Annotated in this window: 22 protein-coding genes; 3 read left to right on the top strand and 19 right to left on the bottom strand. The window is 72.8% G+C overall.

Translation table 11 applies throughout. From position 1 onward, the window contains the following. Positions 1-34: 34 nt before the first annotated feature. Positions 35-1,195 carry a PQQ-dependent sugar dehydrogenase gene (locus ACFSL2_RS12170; protein ID WP_377198108.1) on the bottom strand — a complete coding sequence of 387 codons (1,161 nt, stop codon included), beginning with the start codon at positions 1,193-1,195 and terminating at the stop codon, positions 35-37. A gap of 95 nt (positions 1,196-1,290) precedes the next feature. On the opposite strand from ACFSL2_RS12170, the gene ACFSL2_RS12175 reads away from it, so the two are divergent. After that, positions 1,291-2,001: a TetR/AcrR family transcriptional regulator gene (locus tag ACFSL2_RS12175; protein ID WP_377198109.1), complete on the top strand. Its 711-nt coding sequence runs from the start codon at positions 1,291-1,293 to the stop codon at positions 1,999-2,001. Positions 2,002-2,098: 97 nt separating this feature from the next. Here ACFSL2_RS12175 and ACFSL2_RS12180 read toward each other — a convergent pair whose 3' ends face one another. Then, positions 2,099-2,392: a helix-turn-helix domain-containing protein gene (locus tag ACFSL2_RS12180; protein WP_377198110.1), complete on the bottom strand. Its 294-nt coding sequence runs from the start codon at positions 2,390-2,392 to the stop codon at positions 2,099-2,101. A gap of 65 nt (positions 2,393-2,457) precedes the next feature. Here ACFSL2_RS12180 and map point away from each other — a divergent pair, with 65 nt between their 5' ends. Next, positions 2,458-3,234 carry a type I methionyl aminopeptidase gene (gene map / locus ACFSL2_RS12185; protein ID WP_377198111.1) on the top strand — a complete coding sequence of 259 codons (777 nt, stop codon included), beginning with the start codon at positions 2,458-2,460 and terminating at the stop codon, positions 3,232-3,234. 50 nt (positions 3,235-3,284) lie between these two features. On the opposite strand, the gene ACFSL2_RS12190 is transcribed toward map, so the two are convergent. The 14 genes from ACFSL2_RS12190 to ACFSL2_RS12255 all read right to left on the bottom strand — a co-directional run bounded on the left by ACFSL2_RS12190 (position 3,285) and on the right by ACFSL2_RS12255 (position 16,475). Then, positions 3,285-3,935, bottom strand: a complete 651-nt coding sequence (locus ACFSL2_RS12190; protein ID WP_377198112.1) for a hypothetical protein — start codon at positions 3,933-3,935, stop codon at positions 3,285-3,287. Positions 3,936-4,076: 141 nt separating this feature from the next. After that, positions 4,077-4,571, bottom strand: coding sequence for a hypothetical protein (locus ACFSL2_RS12195; RefSeq protein ID WP_377198113.1), 495 nt, complete (start codon positions 4,569-4,571; stop codon positions 4,077-4,079). Between the two features lie 206 nt (positions 4,572-4,777). Continuing rightward, positions 4,778-5,524 carry an SDR family NAD(P)-dependent oxidoreductase gene (locus ACFSL2_RS12200; RefSeq protein ID WP_377198114.1) on the bottom strand — a complete coding sequence of 249 codons (747 nt, stop codon included), beginning with the start codon at positions 5,522-5,524 and terminating at the stop codon, positions 4,778-4,780. Then, a complete protein-coding gene (locus ACFSL2_RS12205) occupies positions 5,521-6,414 on the bottom strand; it encodes a fumarylacetoacetate hydrolase family protein (RefSeq protein WP_377198115.1) in 894 nt (297 codons plus the stop codon). The genes ACFSL2_RS12200 and ACFSL2_RS12205 overlap by 4 nt, the downstream gene beginning before the upstream one ends. Next, positions 6,411-6,920: an RbsD/FucU domain-containing protein gene (locus tag ACFSL2_RS12210; protein WP_377198116.1), complete on the bottom strand. Its 510-nt coding sequence runs from the start codon at positions 6,918-6,920 to the stop codon at positions 6,411-6,413. Before ACFSL2_RS12210 ends, ACFSL2_RS12205 begins: the two co-directional genes overlap by 4 nt. Beyond that, the gene (locus tag ACFSL2_RS12215; RefSeq protein ID WP_377198117.1) at positions 6,917-7,894 is read right to left on the bottom strand and encodes a ribokinase; all 978 of its coding nucleotides are present in this window, start codon (positions 7,892-7,894) and stop codon (positions 6,917-6,919) included. Before ACFSL2_RS12215 ends, ACFSL2_RS12210 begins: the two co-directional genes overlap by 4 nt. Next, positions 7,884-8,588 (bottom strand): deoxyribose-phosphate aldolase, encoded by a 705-nt coding sequence (gene deoC, locus ACFSL2_RS12220; protein WP_377198118.1) that lies wholly within the window; start codon positions 8,586-8,588, stop codon positions 7,884-7,886. Before deoC ends, ACFSL2_RS12215 begins: the two co-directional genes overlap by 11 nt. Before the next feature lie 58 nt (positions 8,589-8,646). Beyond that, positions 8,647-9,486, bottom strand: coding sequence for a carbohydrate ABC transporter permease (locus tag ACFSL2_RS12225; RefSeq protein WP_377198119.1), 840 nt, complete (start codon positions 9,484-9,486; stop codon positions 8,647-8,649). Next, positions 9,483-10,427: a carbohydrate ABC transporter permease gene (locus ACFSL2_RS12230; protein ID WP_377198120.1), complete on the bottom strand. Its 945-nt coding sequence runs from the start codon at positions 10,425-10,427 to the stop codon at positions 9,483-9,485. The genes ACFSL2_RS12225 and ACFSL2_RS12230 overlap by 4 nt, the downstream gene beginning before the upstream one ends. Before the next feature lies 1 nt (position 10,428). Further along, complete coding sequence (locus ACFSL2_RS12235) at positions 10,429-11,703, bottom strand: ABC transporter substrate-binding protein (protein ID WP_377198121.1); 1,275 nt, start codon at positions 11,701-11,703, stop codon at positions 10,429-10,431. Between the two features lie 102 nt (positions 11,704-11,805). Beyond that, the gene (locus ACFSL2_RS12240; RefSeq protein WP_377198122.1) at positions 11,806-13,257 is read right to left on the bottom strand and encodes a hypothetical protein; all 1,452 of its coding nucleotides are present in this window, start codon (positions 13,255-13,257) and stop codon (positions 11,806-11,808) included. Further along, the gene (locus tag ACFSL2_RS12245; RefSeq protein WP_377198123.1) at positions 13,254-14,243 is read right to left on the bottom strand and encodes an aldo/keto reductase; all 990 of its coding nucleotides are present in this window, start codon (positions 14,241-14,243) and stop codon (positions 13,254-13,256) included. The genes ACFSL2_RS12240 and ACFSL2_RS12245 overlap by 4 nt, the downstream gene beginning before the upstream one ends. Then, entirely contained in the window at positions 14,236-15,282 is a 1,047-nt protein-coding gene (locus tag ACFSL2_RS12250) for a hydroxyacid dehydrogenase (protein WP_377198124.1), read from the bottom strand. Before ACFSL2_RS12250 ends, ACFSL2_RS12245 begins: the two co-directional genes overlap by 8 nt. 50 nt (positions 15,283-15,332) lie before the next feature. After that, positions 15,333-16,475: a mandelate racemase/muconate lactonizing enzyme family protein gene (locus ACFSL2_RS12255; protein ID WP_377198125.1), complete on the bottom strand. Its 1,143-nt coding sequence runs from the start codon at positions 16,473-16,475 to the stop codon at positions 15,333-15,335. 153 nt (positions 16,476-16,628) lie between these two features. Here ACFSL2_RS12255 and ACFSL2_RS12260 point away from each other — a divergent pair, with 153 nt between their 5' ends. Further along, positions 16,629-17,381 carry a FadR/GntR family transcriptional regulator gene (locus tag ACFSL2_RS12260; RefSeq protein ID WP_377198126.1) on the top strand — a complete coding sequence of 251 codons (753 nt, stop codon included), beginning with the start codon at positions 16,629-16,631 and terminating at the stop codon, positions 17,379-17,381. A gap of 75 nt (positions 17,382-17,456) precedes the next feature. Here the strand turns inward: ACFSL2_RS12260 and ACFSL2_RS12265 are convergent, their stop codons facing one another. From ACFSL2_RS12265 to ACFSL2_RS12275, 3 genes are all read right to left on the bottom strand, one after another. Beyond that, positions 17,457-19,709: an ABC transporter permease gene (locus ACFSL2_RS12265; RefSeq protein WP_377198127.1), complete on the bottom strand. Its 2,253-nt coding sequence runs from the start codon at positions 19,707-19,709 to the stop codon at positions 17,457-17,459. Then, complete coding sequence (locus ACFSL2_RS12270) at positions 19,709-20,506, bottom strand: ABC transporter ATP-binding protein (protein WP_377198128.1); 798 nt, start codon at positions 20,504-20,506, stop codon at positions 19,709-19,711. The genes ACFSL2_RS12265 and ACFSL2_RS12270 overlap by 1 nt, the downstream gene beginning before the upstream one ends. A 94-nt stretch (positions 20,507-20,600) precedes the next feature. Next, complete coding sequence (locus ACFSL2_RS12275) at positions 20,601-21,803, bottom strand: NAD(P)/FAD-dependent oxidoreductase (RefSeq protein WP_377198129.1); 1,203 nt, start codon at positions 21,801-21,803, stop codon at positions 20,601-20,603. Positions 21,804-21,813 lie beyond the last annotated feature (10 nt).

Raw genomic sequence — 21,813 nt, forward strand, 5'->3', positions numbered from 1 at the left:
CTCCTTGATCCGAGGATTGGTGTGGTGCTGCCGGTCAGTCGGTGGGGTCGAGCTCGAGCCGGAGGATCCGGTCGTCACCCGGCCGGGCCTCCGTGCCGCCCCAGGTCGCGCCGTCGGTGTTGGAGGTGACGAGCCAGAGCGCGCCGTCGGGCGCGACCTCGACGGTGCGGATGCGGCCGTACTCGCCGGTGTAGTGCTCGACCGGGTCCCCGGTCGCGTCCGGGCCGTCCACCGGCAGCTGCCACAGGCGTTGCCCGCCCAGAGCGCCCATCCACAGGGATCCGTCGGCATAGGCGATGCCGGACGGCGACGCGTCGTCGGGGTGGATGGTGAACAGGGGCGGCTCGCCGGTGCCGCCGGCGACGCCCTCGGTCTCCGGCCAGCCGTAGTCCGCACCGGGACGCAGCACGTTGACCTCGTCCCAGGTGCGGTGCCCGAGCTCTGAGGCGTACGCCGTCCCGTCCGGGCCGAAGGTGATGCCCTGGACGTTGCGGTGGCCCGAGGAGTAGACGGCGGTCCCGGACGGGTTGTCCTCCGGGACCGAGCCGTCGAGCGCGATCCGCAGGATCTTGCCGTTCAGCGACCGGTCGTCCGCGGCGTTCTCGGGCAGGAACGCGTCGCCGGTGCCGATCCAGAGGTGCCCGTCCGGACCTATCCGCAGGCGGCCGCCGTGGTGGCGGTCCGCGGTCTCGATGCCGTCGAGCAGCACCCGTGAGACGTCCAGCGAGTCGAAGTCACGCCCGATCTCCAGGGCGACCACCCGGTTGGTCGGCGAGCCGGAGGCGTAGACGAACACCGTGCGGTCGGTCGCGAAGTCCGGCGAGGCGACCAGGCCGAGCAAGCCACCCTCCGAGCTGGTCTCCACGTCGGGGACCACCCCGACCTCCTCGGGCGGACCGCCGTCGGCGGGGACACGCAGCACCCGGGCTGTCAGCCGCTCGGTCAGCAGGGCCGAACCGTCGGGGAGGAAGGTCAGCCCCCAGGGCGCTTCCAGGCCCGTCGTGAGCTCCGTCAGCTCGCCGGGTCCGGAGGCAGACGCCGCATCGCCCGCCGGGCCCGGCGTTCGCGCCTCGGCTGCCGGACCGGCCTCGCCACCCGGGGCGGACGTCGGTCCACTGCACCCAGCGGTCACCAGAACCGTCAAGGACGCCGTGGCGGCCGCCGCCACCCAGGCGGTGCGCGTTGCGTTGAACACTGGCGTTCCTTCCGTCGACTGTTATCGCCGGTAACACTAACCGCGCTATCGTGTATACGCAACTGCCGATATCGGATCTGCGTTATCGTTGATACATGAGCGAGCCCACCAGCACCCGGCAACGGATCCTCGACGCGGCGGCACGCCTGCTGGAGGAGCACGGGCGCGACGGCGTCACCACGCGCGCGGTGAGCCACGCCGCCGGGGTCCAGCCGCCGACCATCTACCGGCAGTTCACCGACATGAACGGCCTGCTGGAGGCCGTAGCGGCGCACGGCTTCGACACGTACCTCGCCCAGAAGCACGACCTCGGCCTCACCGACGACCCGGTCCAGGACCTGCGCAACGGCTGGGACCTGCACATCGAGTTCGGCCTCACCCACCCGGCCCACTACCTGCTCATGTACGGCAGGCACACTCCGGGCGAGATCTCGGCAGCGGCCCAGCGCTCGGCCGACCGGCTGCACCTGCTCGTCGAGCGGGTCGCCGCGGCGGGCCGCCTGGCGGTCACCGTCGAGACAGCCGCCGCGATGATCCACTCAGCGGGCAGCGGTCTCACGTTCCACCTCATCGGGATCGCGCCCGGCGAACGTGACCCCGAGCTGCCCGGTCGGCTGCGCGAGGCCGTCCTCAACGCGGTCACGGGCGACGCACCGCCCAGTGCCCCCGAGTATCCGCAGCACGCCACGGCGCTCAAGGCCGCACTCGGGCAGACCGGCGGGCTGCTGACCGCCGGGGAGCAGGCGCTGCTCGGCGAGCTCCTCGACCGGCTCGGCAACTCCCGGGGCGACCGTCGGCCGGCCTGACCGGAGCCTCGCCCGCGAGGGGACCCAGCCTCCCGCGGCGGCCGCCGGCGCGGCCCTGAGACCGAGGCCGAGCCAAGGCCGAGGCTGAGCCCGAGCCCTACGAGACCAACCGCTCCCGGGCCGGCCCGGCCGGTTCGACCTCGCCGTCGGGCCGGCTGATCTCGGTCCAGACCTCGTCGAGCGAGAGGCCGAGGACGTCGGCGATCGCCGCGATGGTGGAGAAGGCCGGGGTCGCCACGCGGCCCGACTCGATCTTGCGGAGCGTCTCCGGCGAGACCCGTGCGTCGAGCGCGATCTCGAGCATGGAGCGCGCGCCCCGTGCGCGGCGTAGCAGGGCACCGAGGCGCTGTCCGCGCTCGACCTCCGCGGGGGTGAGGGGCAACCTGACCATGACCCCATGGTAATCCCGGGATAACATTACCGGGATAGTTATTGGTCAACCGAGAGAAGTCCCGCATGATCGAGATCCTGAGCCCCACCGAGCTGGCCCGAGCCAAGGACACGGGCGCCCTGGTCGGGCACATCCTGCAGACCCTGAGAGGCCGCAGCGCGGTCGGCACGAACCTCCTCGACATCGACCGGTGGGCCAAGGCCATGATCACCGGGGCCGGCGCCCAGTCGTGCTACGTCGACTACGCACCGTCCTTCGGCCGCGGGCCGTTCGGCCACTACATCTGCACGGCCGTCAACGACGCGGTGCTCCACGGGATGCCGCACGACTACCAGCTCGCCGACGGTGACCTGCTGACCCTCGACCTGGCCGTCTCCCTGGAGGGAGTCGCCGCGGACGCCGCCATCAGCTTCATCGTGGGCGACGCCCGGCCCGCCGAGAGTGTCGCGCTGATCGCCACGACCGAGCGCGCGCTCGCCGCGGGGATCGCCGCCGCCGGGCCCGGTGCGCGCATCGGCGACATCTCCCACGCCATCGGCTCGGTCCTCGATGCCGCGGGGTACCCGATCAACACCGAGTTCGGCGGCCACGGCATCGGGTCGACGATGCACCAGGACCCCCACATCACGAACACGGGGCGGCCCGGCCGTGGCTACCGCCTGCGCCCCGGGCTCCTGCTCGCGCTGGAACCGTGGGTCATGGTGGGCACCGCCGAGCTCGTCACGGACGCGGACGGCTGGACCCTGCGGAGCGCGACCGGCAGCCGGACCGCGCACAGCGAGCACACGATCGCCATCACCGACGACGGGGCCGAGATCCTCACCCTGCCGCGACCGGCGTGACCGAGACGGCACGAGCGTGACCGGACGGCGGGTACCTGCCCGCCCGGTCCTCAGGCGATGCTCCGCGCCGCCGTCCGGAGCGCCGCCAGCTCGTCGGGGCCCGACATCCGGACCACGGCGGCGATGTCGCAGATGTACTCGCGCCGGTCGGCCGGGAAGGCGTCGGCGATCTTCGCCGGGTCCTCCCGCAGGACCCGGTAGATCTCCAGGCCGGCGGCGTAGAACAGGTCGACGAGCTTGAGCTCGCCGGAGGCGTTCCGCATGACGTTGCCCGGGTTGTGGTCGAGCCCGCCCCAGAACGGGATCGACGCCGCCGCCTCGGCGTCGAGCCGTTCGGCCCTCCGGCGAACCTCGCTGACCGGGTCGTCCGGGAGGGCAGCGGCCCAGCGCTCGACGACGCCCTCTGCCTCGGCCGGGTCGGCCGGCAGCAGGAACTCCAGCACCGTGAGGCGGCCGCCGCCCGGCAGCGGGGCGTCGAAGTCGATGCGCGGCAGCAGCGGATGTCCTTCGAGGCCGCGGCACAGCTCTACGAAGACCTCGTAGGCGGGCTCGAACGGACTGACCCTGGCGACCTGCGTCCCGTCGGGCGAACGCCAGACCGTCGCCCAGTCCCCGACGCCGCACACGTTCCAGCCGTCGGCGAGCAGGCGCCCTGCGGCCTCGCGGTGCGGCAGCTGCCCCAGGGCATCGAACCAGATCACCCGCCCACCCTAGTCGCCGGCCCCGGTCCTGAGGGCGGTTCAGCAGGCCGCGGGCGACCGTAACCCCGGGGGTTATGGTCGCCCCTGGCCTGCTGAACCGTTGTCAGCCTGCTGAACCGTTGTCAGGAGGGTGACAGTGGCTCAGCGCCGGCGGGGCAGGGGGCGGTCCTCGTCCGGGTCGGCTCCCGCGCCGACCCCGGCCGGGGCGAGGGCCACGGCGAGCTCGGCCTCGTCCGCCGTCGCCCGGCAGTAGACGCGCTTGCCGGTGCCCTTGCACAGCTCGTTCAGCCCGGCGGCGAAGGCGTTCAGATCCTCCGGTTCGGCGCGACGGAACCGGCGGGACAGCGACCAGTGCCTGACCACGTCGTCCAGTGTCGTCGGTCGCACCATGCCGAACAGCGACACCAGGTGGTTGGACAGCCGGATCACGAGCCGGGCGCCGTCGGCGCTCTCGGCCACGAGCTGCGCGCTGCGCAGCCCGTCGTCGCCGACCGGGCCACCGAGCAGCCGCTCCAGCTGACCCAGCACCGAGGCAGGGTCCACGACGTGGGATCCCACGCTGCCGTCGATCTCGCCACCATCGATGGTCTGGGCTGCGGTCTCGTCGTCCGGAACTGCAAAATACTCGAACCTCATGCGGGCATCTTTCCGCATGTCAGAGGGTGCTCGGTGCCACCCAAGGGGGCGCCGGCCCCGGCCCGGCCGCATCCCGGCCGCACCGGATCCGACTCCAACGGCGTGCACGCCTCGATCGGCGTGTCCCGTGCCGTCCGTCAGGGTCGTCGGGCCGCTCCGGACCGTTGCGACATTGTGTCCGAGCGCGCACACCTCGGGGCCACGGGTCAGCCCCGGCGCACGCGGAGGGCCTGCATGCCGCCGTCGACCGCGAGGCTGGTTCCGGTCGTCGAGCCCGCGAGCGGGCTCGCGAGGTAGGCGACCGCCTCGGCGACCTCGTCCGGGGAGACGAGCCTGCCGTGCGGCTGACGGGACTCGAGGGCCGCGCGTTCGGCCGCCGGGTCGGCGGCGTGCGCCAGGAGCCGCCCCACCCAGGGGGTGTCGACGGTGCCCGGGTTCACTGCGTTGACCCGGATGCCCTCGGCGACGTGGTCGGCGGCCATCGCCTGCGTCAGCGCCAGCACCGCACCCTTGCTGGCGCTGTACAGCGCGCGCTGGGGCAGGCCCGCGGTCGCGGCGATCGAGCACGTGTTGACGATCGCGGCGGCCGGCGAGCGCCGCAGGAGCGACAGCGCGGCCCGGCTCGTGCGGGCGATGCCCACCACGTTCAGGTCCAGGACCCGCAGCCACTCGTCGTCGGCGTTGTCGGCCACGGTGCCCTGCGCACCGATGCCCGCGTTGTTGACCAGCACGTCCAACCGCCCGAGCCGGGTCTCGACGGCGGCGACGGCGGCGTCGACCGACGCGGCGTCCGCCACGTCGACGCGGAGCGCGAGATCGGCGTCGGCCGCCCCGGGGTCGACGTCGAAGACCGCCACCCGCGCTCCGGCCGACCGCAGCCGCCGGACGACGGCCGCGCCGATCCCGGAGGATCCGCCCGTGACCACCGCGACGAGGCCGTCGAAGGCGGTCATGCCGGTGACTCCGCGGCCGGTCCGGCCGGTTCGGGCGCCCAGGCCACGTACTCCTGACGCTGCCGGCCCAGCCCGTCGATCTCGGTCTCCACGACGTCGCCCGGCCGTAGGTACGGGAAGCGGCCCGACAGGGCTACGCCCTCCGGCGTGCCGGTGAGCAGCACGTCGCCCGGCTCGAGCGCCAGGTACTGGCTCAGCGTGTGCACCAGCACGTCGACGCCGAAGATCAGGTCGGCCGTCGTGGAGTCCTGGCGTGGCTCACCGTTCACCCACGACCGCAGCCGGAGGCCGGCGGGGTCGGCGCCGTCGACCTCGTCCGGGGTGACCAGCCACGGCCCCAGCGGGGTGAACCCGGGCGCGCACTTGCCCTTGGACCACTGGCCACCGGACTCCTCGAGCTGCCACGCCCGCTCGGACAGGTCGTTGGCCACGGTGTACCCGGCGATCGCCGCGCGCGCCTGCTCGGGCGAGTCGAGGTAGAGGGCGCGCCGGCCGATCACCACCGCGAGCTCGACCTCCCAGTCCGTCTTACGGCTCCCCCGCGGGATCGTGACGGTGTCGTCCGGCCCCGCGATCGTGTGGGGCGTCTTGAGGAAGACGACCGGCGCCTCGGGCGGGGCGGAGCCGGACTCCGCGGCGTGCGCCGCGTAGTTCATGCCGACGCACAAGATCGCGGACGGCCGGGCCACCGGGGCCCCGAACCGCACACCGGCGGCCTCGACCGGGGCCAGGGTCCCGGCCGCGAGCGCCTCCCGGGTGCGCGCGGCGCCGTCGGACGCCAGGAACGCGCCGTCGACGTCGGCGGTGAGGGGGCTCAGGTCGCGCCACGCGGCGCCGTCCTGCACCACGGGGCGCTCGTGGCCGGGGGTTCCGATCCGGGCGAACTTCATCGTTGCTCCTCAGGGAGGTCGGGGCGGACCGCTTCGGTGATCAGCCGGCGCCGTTCCACGTAGGCGGGCAGGATCGTCACGTCGTCGTCGGTGAACCAGTCGAAGGGCGCCGTCGACGCGACGAGGGCGAAGTTCGCCCAGGGCTCGAACGAGCCCGACCGCACGACCACCTTGGCACGCGGGGCCCACTCCCCGACGAGCGTCTCGTGCGTGGTCCCGTGGAAGGTGGCCCCGGAGCCGGTGAAGATCTCCTGGGTCTCGCCGTAGAGGCGCGGGTGGTGCGTCTTCAGCTCGCGGGCGAGGTGCACCTCCTCGACGAAGATCTCGTCGAGGAGCGTCCGCAGCACCGTCCGGACGTCGATGTGCCCGGGGGTCAGCCCGAGGTCCACGCGGTTGGCCCCGGCGGGGATCGGGAACCCGGCGTCGGTGACCAGCACCACGTCGGTGTGGCCGAGGGTGGCCAGCCCGCGGGCCAGCTCGGGGTGCAGGATCCGTCCGGCTCTCATCGTCGTGCCTCCGTGCTCGTCGGGGTCGGGATCGCGGTCGGGTTCGGGTTCGCGGCGAGGTACGCCTCGACGGTCGTCCGGTCCTGGTAGGACGGGACGGTCTCCCAGTGCTCGCAGCTCAGCGCGGCGACCGTGCCGGCGAACCGCGCCGCGTCGGGCAGGTCGCGGCCCTCCCCGAGCGCTACGGCGAGGGCCGCGTTGAAGCTGTCGCCGGCGCCGTTGGAGTCGACCACGGCGACGCGGACCGGGTCCACCTCCGTGACCTGGTCGGCCGTGACCACCAGGGAGCCGGACCCGCCGAGCGTGACGATCACCGCCCGTGCGCCGAGCGCGAGGAGCCGGGCACCGAGCTCGGCGGCGGGGACCACGTCGTCGGGCCCCAGGCCGAGCGCGACCTTCGCCTCGTGCTCGTTCGGCGTCAGCACGTCCACGGAGCTCAGGTCGGTCTGTCGCAGGTCGACCGCCGGTGCGGGGTTCAGGATGGTGGTGACGCCGTGCGCGTGCGCCAGGGAGAGCGCGTGCAGCGCGGTCCCGAGCGGGATCTCCAGCTGGGCGAGCGCGACGTCGGCGGTCCGCACCGTCGCGGCGGCGGCGTCGACGTCGGCCGGGGAGAAGGCGGCGTTGGCCCCCGGGTCGACGACGATGACGTTGCGGCCCGCCGTGTCCTTGACGATGAACCCGACACCGGTGGTCTCGCCGGGCGCGACCCGCAGCCCGCGCAGGTCGACGCCCTCGTGCTCCAGGAGGTCGCGGAGCTCGGCGCCGTAGGCGTCGTCGCCCACCACGCCGAGATACGTCACGGCGGCCCCGAGCCGGGCGGCCTGGACCGCCATGTCGGAGCCCTTGCCGCCGAAGGTGCCGCGGAAGTCGCGGCCGATCAGGGTCTCGCCGGGTGCGGGGATCCGGTCGGCCGTCATCACGAGGGCCTTCGCGTAGCTGCCGACGACGGCGACGGCGGGGTGCTCAGTAGGCATCGGGGTCTCCCGCGAGGCCGTCGACGATCGCCGGGCCGGAGCTCGTGCCGACCAGCTCGGCGCCGGCCGCGAAGAGCGCCGCCATCTTCTCCAGGGTGTTGACCTTGCCGGACACCTTCACGCGGCAGGGCGGCTCGATGTTCTCGGCGAGCAGCCGTACGTCGTGCTCGGTCGCGGCGAGGCCGCCCTTGCCCCAGCCGGAGGACTGCTTGACCCAGTCGACGCCGGCCTCGTACGCGATGCGCGTGGCCCGCACCTTGAGCTCGTCGGTCTCCAGGAAGCCGAACTCCAGCATCGCCTTGACCCGCACCCCCTCGGCGTGGGCCACCTGGACGATCTCGCGCACGTCCCGCGCGTACAGCTCCTCGTCGCCGCCCAGCAGCAGACCGGGGTGCGGCGGGAAGTCGAACTCGTCCACGCCTTCCGCGACGAGCGCGCGGAGGGCGGCGAGCCGCATCGACAGGGTGTCGTTGGCCATCGGGAAGTTGAGGGTCGACGCGACCCGCACCTCCGTGCCGGCCAGCACGTCCTTGGCGAGCGACACCCAGTAGGGCGCGATCATCGCGGCGTCGAACCCGTACTCGACGCACGTCTCGAGGTGCCGCACGACGCCCGCCCTGGTCAGGTCGGGGTTGACGTTCGTGTACTGGATCGCCTGGGCGACCTGCTTGGGGTCGGTGAGGTCGACGGTCATCGGGGTCTCCTTGGTGCGAGGGCTGGTGAGGTCGGGGCGGGTACGGGCAGCTCGCTGGTCAGCCCTTCACGGCACCCGTCGAGAGGCCGCCCATGATGTGCCGCTGCATGACCACGAAGATCACCAGGATCGGCACGACGGCGAGGAGCAGGGTGGGGAAGACGATCTCGTAGTTGGTCGTGTAGGTGGACACGGCGGCGTACACCCCGGTCGTGATCGTCTTGAACTCCGAGCCGGGCCCCAGGATGAGCTGCGGGCTGACGAAGTCGTTCCAGGCGCTCAGGGCGTTGAGGATGAACGCGGTGGCCACGATCGGCCGCATGAGCGGGAAGACGATGGTCCACAGGATGCGCTGTCTGCTCGCGCCGTCGATCGACGCGGCCTCGTCCAGGGACCGGGGAAGCATCCTGATGTAGCCGCTGAAGATGAACAGGGTGAACGGGATCATCGTCGAGGCCATGAAGAGCACCAGGCCGGGCAGCGTCCCCATGAGCCCGGTCGCCTTGAGCACGAAGATCGCCGGCACCAGGATGATCTGCGCCGGGACGAACATCCCCGCGACGAAGAAGAACAGCAGGAACCGGAACAGCGGTCCCGGCGTGCGGGCGATCACGTACGCGGCGGGGACGGACGTGCCGATCGCCACGACGTTGCACGCGAGCACCAGGAACAGGGTGACCGCGTAGCCCTCGACCACGGGGAAGCTGGTGTTCTGCCACGCGGCCGCGAGGTGGTCGGTGGTCGCGGTCGCCAGGTCGAGCCCCAGCGGCGCCAGCAGGATCTCCTGCTGCGGCTTGAACGCGTTGACCACCATGATGTACATCGGCACGAGCATCGCGATCGAGAGCACGGCCACGACGGCGACGCGGGTCGCCGAGCGCACTGCGGTCCTGGTCATCCGACGGCCTCCGCTCCTTCTTCGGCACGCCTGCGCAGCGCGATGATGGTGAACGACAGGATCCCGGCGACCAGGACGAGCAGCACCGCCTGCGCGCACGCCAGGCCCACCTTGTTGTTCGCGAACGAGACCGCGAGGACCTCGTACGCCCACGTCTGGGTGGCGTCGCCCGGCCCGCCGTTGGTGAGGCCGAGCACGACGTCGTAGACCTTGAGCAGCGAGAGCACCGACGTCACGATCGTGACCGTCACGGTCGGCGCGAGCGCCGGCCACGTGACGTGGCGGAACACCTGGATGCCGCCCGCGCCGTCGAGCCGCGCGGCCTCCTGGAGCTCCGGCGACACCGCCTGCAGACCCGCGAGGTAGAGCACGAGCTGGACACCGAACTGTGCCCAGACGATGACCGCGATCAGGGTCGCGAGCGCCCAGTCCGGGTCCGCCAGGAACGGCAGCGAGGACTGTCCCGTGCTCTCGAGCAGGTTGTTCACCGCCCCCTGCGGTCCGAGGATCGCCTGCCACAGGAAGCCCACGATCAGCGCGGACAGCACGTGCGGGTAGAACATCACGACCCGCGCGAACGTGTTGAACGGTGTGGTCCGCCGCAGCAGCAGCGCCAGCCCGAGCGCGGCGGCGTTCACCAGGAACGCGCCGACCACGGCGATCAGGGTGGTGACCCAGACCGCCGGCCGCAGGTCGCCGATCGGGTCCTGGATGATCCGCGCGTAGTTCTCGAGCCCGACCCAGGTCGGCGGCTGGCTGGGTATCCCGTTGTACTGCGTGAAGGAGTAGTAGACGGCGAACCCGACCGGCACGACCGTCAGCCCGGTGTAGACGGCGGCCGCCGGGACCGTCATCAGCCCGTTCACGAGGCTGCTGGCGAACCCTCGCCGGGACCTGGTGGGCGGGGGGACCGGCGGTCGGTAGGTAGTGGTGCGAGGCATGTCAGCCGAGCTTCTCCGCCTCGTACCAGGCCGTCAGGTCGGCCGCGACGTCCGCCGGCGTCCGGCCCTGCCACAGCCCCTGGACGAGCTCGGTGAACTTGGGGTTGAACCCGGCCACCGGCAGGGCGTAGTCCCCGACGGTCTGGTTGCCCGGCACCACGAACGACGGCGCGCCGTCGGTCAGCGCCTGCACCTGCTCGGCGTACTCGTTGTCGCTGGGCTCCAGGCCCTCGCGGCTGAAGCTGTCCATCTCGGCCTGCGTCGCGATCGCCTCCTCGGAGGTCACGAGGTACTCCACGAGCGCGGTCGCGGCGTCCGGGTTCGCCGCGCCCTTCCAGACCATGTACGGGAACGCGATGGTCGCGCCCATGGGTCCCGGCGCGTCCGCGGCGTCGTCGACCGGCGGCGCGAAGACGCCCACCTCGAAGTCGGGCGGCGACGCGGCGAGCGTGGTGCTGAACCACGAGCCCATCGGGTACATGCCGACCTCGCCGGCGATGAAGTTGGCCTCCTGCGTCCCGCTGTCCGTCGCGACGTCGTCGGCCGTCGTGTACCCGGCCTCGATCCAGTCCGCGACGTGCTCGAACACGGGCTCGAACTGGTCGCCGAGCGTCGAGGAACCGTCCGCCACGCTCTGCTGCCAGCCCGGGGTGGTGAGGTTCTGCTGCGGGTGCCAGATCTCCTGCACCTGCACGCCGGTCGCCCAGTCGGAGGCGAACGCGATGGGGGTGGCCACGCCGGCGGCGTCGAGCGCGGCGAGCGCGGCGTCGAGCTCGTCCCAGGTGGTCGGCGGCTCGGTGATCCCGGCCTCCTCGAAGAGGTCCGCGTTGTAGTACATGAGCGACTGGGCCTGCATCCCGACGCCGACGACGTTGATCGCGCCGTCCGTCGAGTACAGGTCGGCCATCGGCGTGCCGGACGCCCAGTCGTACTCGGTGAGGTCGAGGAGCTCCGGTGCCGTGTCCGGACCCGGCACGATCGACTGGATGACGTCGGGGGCCGTGCCCGCAGCGAGCTGGGCGGGGAACGACTCGGCGACCGACTGGCCGCTGGGCCCCTCGATCGTGACGTCGATCCCGCTCTCCTCCTCGAAGGGCTTGACGAGCTCCTCCCACTTGGCCTGCGTGAGGTTGTCCGTGATGTTCACGAGCATGCGCACGGAGTCACCATCGGTCTCCGCGCTGGCGTCGCCCGAGCTGCAGGCCGCGAGCGCGAGCACGGGGACGAAGCCGAGGGCCACGGCTCCGCGCGCCCGGCGTCGGAACGAAGTTGACATCTTTGTCTCCCTGCCTTGGGTCCGAGTCGCGTCCCGAAGCGGCGCACGACTACTTGTAATACATACTACATGTGCAAAGTTTGACGCAAGAGTCCCGGAGGATCACGCGTCGTGGACGTGCCCGCGGTACGGGAGCGCGCCGAGCACCGACACGTCGACCGCCCGCTCGGAGCCGTCGAGGCGGTAGATCCCGTCGTCGGCGACGAAGAACTGCGGGGCGTCCGGGAGCTCGAGCTCCGCGGGCAGCGGCTCCTTGTCCGTCCACGCGAAGAACGACCGTCCGAACGTGTCGCGGTCCTTGCGGCCGTAGATGCTGAGGTCGCCGGCGGTCGCCGGGCTGAGGATCGCCCAGTGGACGCCGTCCTCGACCCAGTACGCACGGTCCGACAGCAGCACCGACCGCCGGTCGTGCTCGGCGAACACCGTGTCCCAGAACGACGGCGGGGTCTCCGTGTGCCGCACGAGGAACAGCAGGTCGTGCGCGTGCCACGCGGTGCTCGGGGCCACGTCCGCCTCGTTGTGCCAGCCCGTGGCGGAGGCGAAGTACCCGGCGGGGGCCTGGTACGCGGCGTACGTCGCCAGGCACCGGTCCACGAAGCCCGCGAGCTCCGGGTGGTCGACGTCGGCCAGGACCTCGTCGATGCCGTAGAGGCTCAGCCCCATCCCGGCGACGAGCATCGGCGTGGTGGTCCGCAGCACCGTCGACCCCCGCACGTACCAGTAGCGGTGGTAGCGGGTGCAGCCCCGCTCGTCCACCCAGGCGGACCGCGCCACGTGCAGGCTCAGCCGGACCGCCTCGGCCAGCAGGTCGGGCCGCCCGAACCGCCGCGCGCCGAGCACGAGGGGCACGATCATCAGCCCGTAGTACTCCGCCGGCTCCAGGATGCCGCCACCCGCGCGGTCCGTCGGCTGGCGGTACGCGCCCGCGCTCTCGGGGTCCGGCACCCCCGGGACCCGGCTGAGACGCACGAGATCGTCGAGGTCGTCAGCCAGCTCGCCGTCGTACCGGTCGTCGCCGGACAGCTCCGCGTACCGCAGCTTGGCCCAGACCCGGGCGTACTCCTGGTTCACGGTGCCCTCCGCGGTGGGCCGCCCCCCGCCGTACACCCGGCACGCGTCGAGGTCGGTCCGGACCGCTGCCAGCACCTCGGCCCGTTCGGCCGGCTCCAGCAGGTGCCCGGCATGCCGGAGGCCTTCGAGCAGGCCGACGCAGCCCACCATGTTGTGGATCAGACCCGCCGTGGCCGACTCCCCCACCTGGAAGCCGATGTGCCGGAACTGGCCGTCCGCCTGGACGGTCCGCGCCTGGAAGAGCATCATCCGGCGCCACATGGCCAGCCCGCGCTCGTCGTGCCGGCGGGCCAGCGCCTCGGCGAACGCCGCCGTCGCCGGGGCCGAGAAGGCCTGGTGCCCGCTCGTGAAGTCGAGGAAGGTGGCGGGGTTGGTGCCCCACACGCTGTGGTTGTGGAACCCCCTGATCTGCCCCTGGGCCCCCACCCAGGTGCGCATCCAGCGGGCGAGCGCCGGTACGTCGACGTCCGTGCGTTCAGTCATCGGTTGCTCCGTCCTGTGTCGCGTGGCACGAGGCCGTGCCGGTCGAGCTCGTCCCAGAGCTCGTCCGGTACCGCACCCGCCATCCGAGCGGCGTTGGTCGTGACGTGCCCGGCCGTCCGCATGCCGAGCACCACCGACGCCACGGCGTCGTGCCGCAGGGGGTACTGCGCCGCGAGCTCCGGGACCGTGACCCCGAAGGACTCGGCGACGTCGGCGATCCGGTGCACCCGGTCGAGCACGTCGGCGGGCGCCCGCTCGTAGTCGTAGCGGGCGTCCGGCCGCGGCCGCGGACCGGCCAGGAGCCCCGAGTTGTAGACCGCGGCCGCCACGACCGCCACACCGCGGTCGAGTGCGGCGGGCAGCAGGTCGGCCAGCGCCGCACGGTCCACGAGGGTGTACCGGCCCGCGCACATCACCACGTCCACGTCGGTCTCGCGGACGAACCGGGCGAGCATCGCCGACTGGTTCATGCCGGCGCCCACCGCGGAGACGACGCCCTGGTCGCGCAGCTCCACCAGCGCCGCCATCCCGCTGGTGGCTGCCTGCGCCCAGTGCGCGTCCGGGTCGTGCAGGTAGACGACGTCGACCCGGTCCACCCCGAGCCGGTCGAGGCTGCCCTCCAGCGACCGCAGCACCCCGTCCCGCGTGAAGTCCCACTCCCGACGGAACGCCGCCGGCACGTCGAACCCGTCGTCGTCCCGCAGGTGCGCCCGCTCCGGCGTCGGCACCAGGGCGCGGCCCACCTTGGTCGAGAGCACGTACTCGTCCCGCGGCCGCCCGGCGAGCGCCGCACCCAGCCGGCGCTCGGAGAGCCCGAGCCCGTAGTGCGGAGCCGTGTCGAAGTACCGGATCCCGGCGTCCCAGGCGGCGTCGACGGCGTCGCGCGCCTCCTGATCCGTGGTGCGGCGGTAGAGGTTGCCGAGCTGGGCGGCGCCGAAGCCGAGCTCCGTCAGCCGCGTGCCGGTCCGGAGGCGGCGCTCACGCATGGCCGCGCTCCGTCCTCGTCGGCGCCGCCGCGGGTGCCGTACCGGGCGCGAGCTCCTCCGGGTGCGCGAACGGACGGCCGCGCACGAAGCGTTCGGCCTCCGCCGCCACCAGGTCGCCCAGCCGGTGGAGCTCGCTCCCCGTCGACCCGGCGATGTGCGGGGTGAGCACCACGTTCGGCAGGTCCCACAGCTCGCTGTCCGCAGCCGGGGGCTCCGGCGCGGTGACGTCAAGGACGGCGTCGATCCGGCCGGTGCGCAGCTCGGCGAGGAGCGCCTCCTCGTCCACCACCCCGCCACGCGCCGTGTTGATCAAGGTCGCGCCGTCGGGCAGCTGCGCGAGGACGTGCGCGTCGACCTGGCCCACCGTCTCGGGCAGCAGCGGCTGGTGCAGCGACAGCACGTCGCTCTGCGCCGCGACCTCCTCCAGCGTCGCGCAGCGCACGCCCAGCGCGGCCGCGCTCCGCGGCGTCAGCTCCGGGCTGTGCACCACGACGTCGAGGTCGAAGGGACGCAACAGCTCGATCACGCGACGCCCCACCTGCGATGCCCCGACGATCCCGACGGTGCGCCGGTAGTTGCCGCGGCGGGAGGGCTCGCGCTCGCGGTCCGGCAGGCGCCGGTGCGCGCGGAACTCGCGCTCCGCGGCCCGAGCGCCCTTGTTCGCCAGCAGGATCGTGGCGAGCGTGTACTCGGCGACCGGTACGGCGTTGGCGGCCCGTGCGTTCGACGCGACCACGCCGCGCGCGGCGTGCGCCGCCGGGTCCGCGAGGCACGTACGCGCGACGCCCCCCGCGTACAGGACGGCGCGGAGCCGCGGCGTGAGCTCCACCGGGACCTCTGGGGCGCCCCAGCCCGCGACCAGCACCTCGGCATCGGCGAGCAGCCGGCGCGCGCGGTCGGACGCGACCTCGGTGAGCACCTGGCCGACGTCGACGTCGAGCACTGCCGCGAGCCGCCCGGCCGCCTCGCGGCCGAAGATCCGGTCCACGAGGGACGGCGGCCCGAACGCCAGGACTGCGCGGGGGTGCTGGGTCGTCATGCTGGTCATCCTCCTGTGCGGCGCCGGTGCGCCCGTGGTCGGTCCCACGCTCATGGCCGACGGGGCGCGAGCCGGAGGCCGGCGTCGGCCGGGCGCACGTGTGGGCCGGCGACGGTGGTCCACTCCCCCGACTCCCGGAGGGCGCCGATGACCTCCTCGTCGACCTCGATCCCCAGGCCGGGCGCGTCCCCGAGGACGATCCCGCCGTCGGCGATCTCCTGGTCGGCCCGCAGGCCGACGGGGAGCTCGAGGTCCTGGACCTCGGTGACGAGGTGGTTGGGCACCGCGGCCGAGGCGTGCGCGAGCGGGTTGACGTCGTAGGCCACGGGGCTGACGGGCAGGTCCCGGCCGAGCGCGAGGACCGACACCCGCAGGAAGTGGGTGATGCCCCAGACGCTCCCGGCCTGTACCACGCCGACGGCGTCGGCGTCGAGCAGCTGCCGGTACTGCTCGAGCCCGGTGAGGTTCTCGCCCGTGGCCACCGCCCCGTGGATGCCCGCGACGACGGCGCGGTGCCCCGCCACGTCCCAGCGGCGCACGGGCTCCTCGATCCAGGTGAGGTCGACCTGCTCCTCGACCCGGCGTGCCAGCCGTACCGCCTGGTGGCGGCCCCACGCCTCGTTCACGTCGTACATGATGGCGGGCTGGTCGCTGTTGACGCGCAGCACGTCCCGCACCGCGGCGAGCCGCTTCACGTCGCGGTCGACGTCCAGACCGCCCTTCACCTTCGCACCCGTGTAGCCCCGTTCGGCCCACGGCTCGTAGAGGCCGGCGAGCTCGTCGTCGGCCAGCCCGTACTCCAGCCCCGAGGCATAGCCGGGCACGAACCGGTCGGTCGCGCCCAGCGTGCGCCACAGGGGCTCCTCGGCCAGCTTCGCCTTGAGGTCCCACAGGGCCATGTCCAGGGCCCCGATGGTGCCGAAGGTCGCGCCGTTGTGCCCGGACTTGAACACGAACGCGAGCATCCGGTCGTAGAGCGCGGTCACGGCCCGCGGGTCCTGGCCGTCGAGCGCGGGAAAGACCCGCTCGACGTCGGTGTGCGCGCCCAGGCCGACGCCGGTCAGGCCGGCGTCCGTCTCGACCAGCACGATCGGGACCTCCGTGACGCCACCGGCGACGATGCCGTTGACGTCGCCCACTGGCCGGCCCCAGCGGTGAACCGTGGTCAGGCTCCGGTAGCCGGTGATTCGCATCGTGCTCCGCATCGTCGAGACAGCACGCTCGCGGGTTCCGCCAGCATATCAGTCATAACTTATGATACGAGTGACGATAGTACAACACTCGGCTACCCTCGGGTTGTCCGGCGGCACCCCGCCGGGCTCGCCCACGATGGAGTCACCGACGACATGAACTCGACACCGGCGGCCGGTGCCGCCGTGCCCCGGCCCCAACGGCACCGGCCCCCGCTCGCCGCGGCCGTCATCAAGAGCCTGGTCACGGCGATCGTCGTCGGCGACTACGCGCCGGGCTCCGCCCTGCCGCCCGCCGGTGTGCTCTGCGAGCAGTACGAGGTGAGCCGCACGGTCATCCGCGAGGCCACCACGACGCTGGCCGAGAAGGGACTCGTCGCCACCCGGCAGGGCTGGGGCACCGTGGTGCTCGACCAGGAGCAGTGGAACCTGCTCGACCCCCTCGTCCTGGACGCGCTCTTCCAGCGCGCGGACCGCCTCGTCTACCTCGACAACCTCGTCGAGGTCCGGGCCACCCTCGAGTGCGCCATGGCGGCACGGGCCGCCGCCCGGCTCGACGCCGCGGACCGGACGGCGCTGTCGGCCAAGCTCGACGAGCTCGCCGGGAAGATGGACGACCCGACCGCCTACGCGGCCACCGACGTCGAGCTGCACGAGCTGATCCACCGCGCCTCGCAGGACGCGTTCGGCCGCGCGATCGTGTCGAACATCCAGGGCAAGGCCCTGCACACCCCGCAGTACAGCGGGCAGCCGACGCGTGAGGACATCGAGCACACGCACGCCGGCCACCAGCGGATCGTGACCGCCCTGCTCGCCGCGGACGCCGACGGCGCAGCGGACGCCATGCGGGAGCACATCACGAGCTCATGGGCGCGCCGACGCCCCGACCCCCACCCGCCCACCCGTTGAGTGCTGGGTATTTGTTGGATCAGCGCACGAGATCCAACAAATCCCCAGCACTCAACGTGGCCGGCCGGTGAGCGGCTACTCGACGGCGACGGCCGACTCGGCCGGTCGGCCACGCGTCGCCTGCCACGCGGGGAGCAGCGCGGCACCGAGGGTCAGCAGCACGACCAGGCCCACGATGGCCGCGTAGACCAGCGGGGACCCGGCGGGGATCACCGAGCCGAGGCGCTTGAGGCTGACCGGGACCAGGATCGCCATCGCGGCGGCGGTACCCAGGCCGACACCGGTGACCGCAACGATGGCGGACTCCATCCCGACCATCTGCATCACCTGCCGACGGGTCGAGCCCACGAGCCGCTGCAGCCCGAACTCTCGCCGTCTCGCCGACGTGCTGGACACGAGGGTGTTGATCATCGTGATCGCCGCGTACCCGACGAGCATGAGCACCATGATGTAGATGGCGTAGGACGCCGTCTTCGTCTGTTCCTCGTACTCGTCGAACAGCACCTCCCGGTCGGCGACCGTCAACCCGTCCCGGCCGGCGGTCAGCTCGGTCAGGTCCGTGACCAGCTGCTCGGGTGCGGTGCCCTGCTGGGCGCTGACCAGGATGCGCGTCGCGAACCCCTCGGTGGTGCGGGCGGCGAGCGTCTCTGCCGGGAGCAGCAGCGTGTCGTAGCCGTCCGGCGCGGAGAACAGGGCGACCACCCGCACGTCGAGCATGGTGTTGTCCCCCATCCGGAGCGTGATCACGTCGCCGACGCCCACGCCGAGCCGGCCGGCGTGCTCGTCCTCGACCGCTACCGTGTCGCCGTGCAGGTCGGTGAGCGCTCCCGTCGTCGCCTCGGCCGGCGTACTGGCGGCCGCGTTCTCGGCCGTGACCCCCTGGAGGCTCCAGCCCTCACCCATCGGCGAGACGTCCTGCGGGCTCTCGACGAACCCGACGCTGCTGACGTGCTCCGACGCGTCGGCGACGCTCGGGAGCCGGTTGATCTGCTCGACCAGCCCCTGGTCGAACCCGCTCGGCGCGGTCACCACCGCGTCGGCGACGATGCCCTCGGCGAAGGCCTCCCGGTCGGCGGTGTCGTTGGTCGTCTGCAGGTACAGCATGCCGGTCGACACCCCGGTCAGCAGGATGACCGGCCCCATCACGGCGGCCAGCCGCCCGGTCCGGCCCTGCGCGTTCAGCACCGCGAGGTCGCCTGTCAGCCCGCCCAGCGCACGCACCGGCCACCGGAGCAGGAGGATCATGACCTTGGCCAGCACGGGCGCCAGCAACGCGAACCCGATGGTGAACACGATGACTGCCGGCGCGGCCGTGGCCGGTGCGAGCGGTCCGCTCAGCACCGCGACGGTCACGATGGTCAGCCCGACGCCGGCGGCGATGAAGAGCAGTCCGGCGAGCACTCGCCACCCGCTGATCAGCCTGCCCTCGGTCGACGCCTCCGCGAGCGCCTGGCTCGGCTTGACGCCGGCGGCCCTCCTGCCGGCTCCCAGGGCACCGCCCAGTGCCGCGAGGATCGCGATCACCATCGCGGACACCGACGGTATCCAGCCCTGGTGGAAGGCCACGCCCGCCGTGGCGATACCCAGGTCGGCGAGCAGGTCGAACACGAGCTTGCCCAGGAACTGGCCGGGGACGAGGGCCGCGGCCGTGGCGATCAGGGCCAGCACCAGCGTCTCGCGGAGCACCAGCCGGCGGACCTGGCGGGGCGTGGACCCGATGGCCCGCAGCAGTGCCAGCTCCTTCTGCCGCTGGGAGATCGAGAGGCCGAGCATCGAGGACACCCCGAAGACCGACACGAGGAGCGCGAAGGCGCTGAAGACACCGGCGAGCGACACGACGTTCACGCTGGTCGCCGTGGCCTCGCGCAGCTCGGCCCGGCCGCGTTCGTCGCCGGTGAGGGTCAGCACCGTGTCGCCCAGCTCGGCGTCGATCCGCGCGCGGAGCTCGTCCACGTCGGTCCCTGGTGCGGCGACCACGCCGATCGCGTCGACCGTCCCCGCCGGTGCCACCCCTTCGAAGACGTAGGTCTCGGTCTCCTGGACGCCCGGGAGCGCCGCGACGGTGCCCTCCAGCCCGGCGTCGACGCGGACCCGTTCGGGCAGGATCGCCGGCTCGTCCTCGTCCCCGCCCGGCGCGTGGTGCGCCTGGTCGCCGGAGACGACGATGTCGGCGGAGGCCAGCTGCTGCGGGGGCGCCGCCGCGCGGATGCCGGTCTCGATCAGGCCGCCGCAGGCCATCAGGATGACGGCGGCGAAGAACATGGCGAGGAACGCGGCCACGAACGTGCCCGTGCGGTACCGCAGGGTGCGGAGTGCGAGCTGCATCATCAGTGCTGCCCTCCCACGGCCGCCGACGGCGGCTGGGATGCTTCGTCCGCGTAGGCACCCAGGCGGGTCATGCGCTCGGCGACGGCGTCAGCGGTCGGCGAGTGCAGCTCGCCCACCACCCGCCCGTCGGCGAGGAACAGCACCCGGTCGGCGTAGGACGCCGCGACCGGGTCGTGCGTCACCATCACGATCGTCTGGCCGGCCGACCGCACCGAGCTCCGCAGCAGCCCGAGCACGTCCCGCGCGGTCCTCGTGTCCAGCGCACCGGTCGGCTCGTCGGCGAAGATGACGGCGGGCTCGGTGATCAGCGCTCGCGCGATGGCGACCCGCTGCTGCTGCCCGCCGGACAGCTCCGCCGGGCGATGCTTGCGCCGATCGGCCAGACCGACCTGCTCCAGCACGGTCAGCACCCTGCCCTTGGCCGGGCTACGGCCGGCGAGCCGCAGCGGCAGCGTCACGTTCTGCTCCACGGTCAGCACCGGGAGCAGGTTGAACGCCTGGAAGATGAAGCCGACCCGGTCCCGCCGCAGCTCCGTCAGCTCGGTCTCGTCCATGGTGCTGAGCTCGCGGTCCTCGAGGACCACCGAGCCCGACGTCGGCTGGTCGAGCCCTGCCGCGGCCTGCAGCAGCGTGCTCTTGCCGGAGCCGGACGGCCCCATGATCGCCGTGAACGTGCCCCGGCCGAACCGCGTCGACACGTCGTCGAGCGCGACCACCGTGTTGCCGCGCTTGCCGTACACCTTGCGGACGTCCGTGAGCTGGACCGCGTCGGTGGCACCACCACTGTCTGTGAACATTCCTTGCACCGTTCCCCCTGTGCCGCGCCGGATTGCACGAGCACGGTGACGACGCTACGAAGCGCGCGACGCAGGGGGTATGGGGCCAGCCCGGTCACACGGTAGGGAAAACCCTCGTGTGCTCGACCGGGCGCCGTACCAGCCGGCGGCGGCGCACCGGGTACGGGATCGGGTGGGCGACCATGAACGCCGCGCCGGTGCAGACCAGCTCCTTGTAGGCGGCGGCGAGGCGACCGGCGGGCGCGGCGGGCCGTGCCCGGTCGTCGGCGGTGACCAGCTGGATCACGGCGTCGCGCCGGCCCAGGCTGATGCACTGGTGCACGTAGCCGAGCGGCATGCTCGGGAGCTTTCCCCCGGTTAGCCGCGCGGCGATGGAGTCAGCGGCCTGCCACGCCATCGGGATGCCCGAGGCGCACGACATCCGCAGGGGCGTACCGAGCGGGCCGTCCGCCAGCGCGGCGTCGCCCACGGCGTAGACGTCCGGGTGGGAGACGGACCGCATGGTGCCGTCGACGACGATCTGCCCACGCTCCGAGACCTCCAGCGCCGTGGCGGCGGCGACGGGATGCACGGCGAAGCCGGCCGACCACACGGTCACGTCCGCCGGGAGCACGGCACTGTCGGCGGTCAGCACCTCGGTGGCACCGACCCGCTCGACCTCGGTGTGCTCGTGGACCGTCACGCCGAGGCGGTCGAACGTACCCCGCAGGTGCCGCCGCCCCGCGGACGAGAGCCAGTCGCCCAGGCCGCCCCGCACCGCGAGGGCGACCGCCAGGTCCCCGCGGGCCTCGGCGAGCTCGCTGGCCGTCTCGACACCGGTCAGGCCGCCCCCGACCACCACGACGCGGGCTCCGGGGGCCAGCTCCGTGAGCCGGTCCCGCAACTGGAGCGCGCCGGGCCGGCTCGCGACCTCGTGGGCGTGCTCGGCGACACCGGGCACACCGCGCTGGTCCAGCGAGCTGCCCAGGGCGTAGACGAGCGTGTCGTACGACAGCTCGCCGCCACCGTCCTGGCCGCCGTCGGCCGCCGCGAGCGCTACCGTCCGGCGGTCGACGTCGACGGCGGTGACCCGGGCGACCCGGAGGGTGACGCCCGTGCAGGCCAGCAGGTCGCGCAGCGGCCGGTGCCGGAGCTCCTGCCCGGTGGCCACCTGATGCATGCGGACCCGTTCGACGAAGTCCGGCTCGGCGTTGACCAGGGTGACGTCCACATCGTCGCGGTGCAGCCGTCGCGCCAGCCGACCGGCGACCGAGGCGCCGGCATATCCGGCTCCGAGAATGACCATGCGGTGCTTCATGCGTTCATCA

The sequence above is a fragment of the Promicromonospora aerolata genome, from assembly GCF_042682255.1.
In the GTDB taxonomy this organism is placed as follows: domain Bacteria; phylum Actinomycetota; class Actinomycetes; order Actinomycetales; family Cellulomonadaceae; genus Promicromonospora; species Promicromonospora aerolata.

Coding starts and splice junctions, on each gene's coding strand:
- ACFSL2_RS12175 (WP_377198109.1), top strand. CDS start 1,291: ATGAGCGAGCCCACCAGCACCCGGCAACGGATCCTCGACGCGGCGGCA.
- ACFSL2_RS12235 (WP_377198121.1), bottom strand. CDS start 11,703: ATGTCAACTTCGTTCCGACGCCGGGCGCGCGGAGCCGTGGCCCTCGGC.
- ACFSL2_RS12200 (WP_377198114.1), bottom strand. CDS start 5,524: ATGACCGCCTTCGACGGCCTCGTCGCGGTGGTCACGGGCGGATCCTCC.
- ACFSL2_RS12265 (WP_377198127.1), bottom strand. CDS start 19,709: ATGATGCAGCTCGCACTCCGCACCCTGCGGTACCGCACGGGCACGTTC.
- ACFSL2_RS12195 (WP_377198113.1), bottom strand. CDS start 4,571: ATGAGGTTCGAGTATTTTGCAGTTCCGGACGACGAGACCGCAGCCCAG.
- ACFSL2_RS12260 (WP_377198126.1), top strand. CDS start 16,629: ATGAACTCGACACCGGCGGCCGGTGCCGCCGTGCCCCGGCCCCAACGG.
- ACFSL2_RS12180 (WP_377198110.1), bottom strand. CDS start 2,392: ATGGTCAGGTTGCCCCTCACCCCCGCGGAGGTCGAGCGCGGACAGCGC.
- deoC (WP_377198118.1), bottom strand. CDS start 8,588: ATGACCGTCGACCTCACCGACCCCAAGCAGGTCGCCCAGGCGATCCAG.
- ACFSL2_RS12255 (WP_377198125.1), bottom strand. CDS start 16,475: ATGCGAATCACCGGCTACCGGAGCCTGACCACGGTTCACCGCTGGGGC.
- ACFSL2_RS12250 (WP_377198124.1), bottom strand. CDS start 15,282: ATGACGACCCAGCACCCCCGCGCAGTCCTGGCGTTCGGGCCGCCGTCC.
- ACFSL2_RS12225 (WP_377198119.1), bottom strand. CDS start 9,486: ATGACCAGGACCGCAGTGCGCTCGGCGACCCGCGTCGCCGTCGTGGCC.
- ACFSL2_RS12230 (WP_377198120.1), bottom strand. CDS start 10,427: ATGCCTCGCACCACTACCTACCGACCGCCGGTCCCCCCGCCCACCAGG.
- ACFSL2_RS12205 (WP_377198115.1), bottom strand. CDS start 6,414: ATGAAGTTCGCCCGGATCGGAACCCCCGGCCACGAGCGCCCCGTGGTG.
- map (WP_377198111.1), top strand. CDS start 2,458: ATGATCGAGATCCTGAGCCCCACCGAGCTGGCCCGAGCCAAGGACACG.
- ACFSL2_RS12240 (WP_377198122.1), bottom strand. CDS start 13,257: ATGACTGAACGCACGGACGTCGACGTACCGGCGCTCGCCCGCTGGATG.
- ACFSL2_RS12275 (WP_377198129.1), bottom strand. CDS start 21,803: ATGAAGCACCGCATGGTCATTCTCGGAGCCGGATATGCCGGCGCCTCG.
- ACFSL2_RS12245 (WP_377198123.1), bottom strand. CDS start 14,243: ATGCGTGAGCGCCGCCTCCGGACCGGCACGCGGCTGACGGAGCTCGGC.
- ACFSL2_RS12215 (WP_377198117.1), bottom strand. CDS start 7,894: ATGCCTACTGAGCACCCCGCCGTCGCCGTCGTCGGCAGCTACGCGAAG.
- ACFSL2_RS12270 (WP_377198128.1), bottom strand. CDS start 20,506: ATGTTCACAGACAGTGGTGGTGCCACCGACGCGGTCCAGCTCACGGAC.
- ACFSL2_RS12210 (WP_377198116.1), bottom strand. CDS start 6,920: ATGAGAGCCGGACGGATCCTGCACCCCGAGCTGGCCCGCGGGCTGGCC.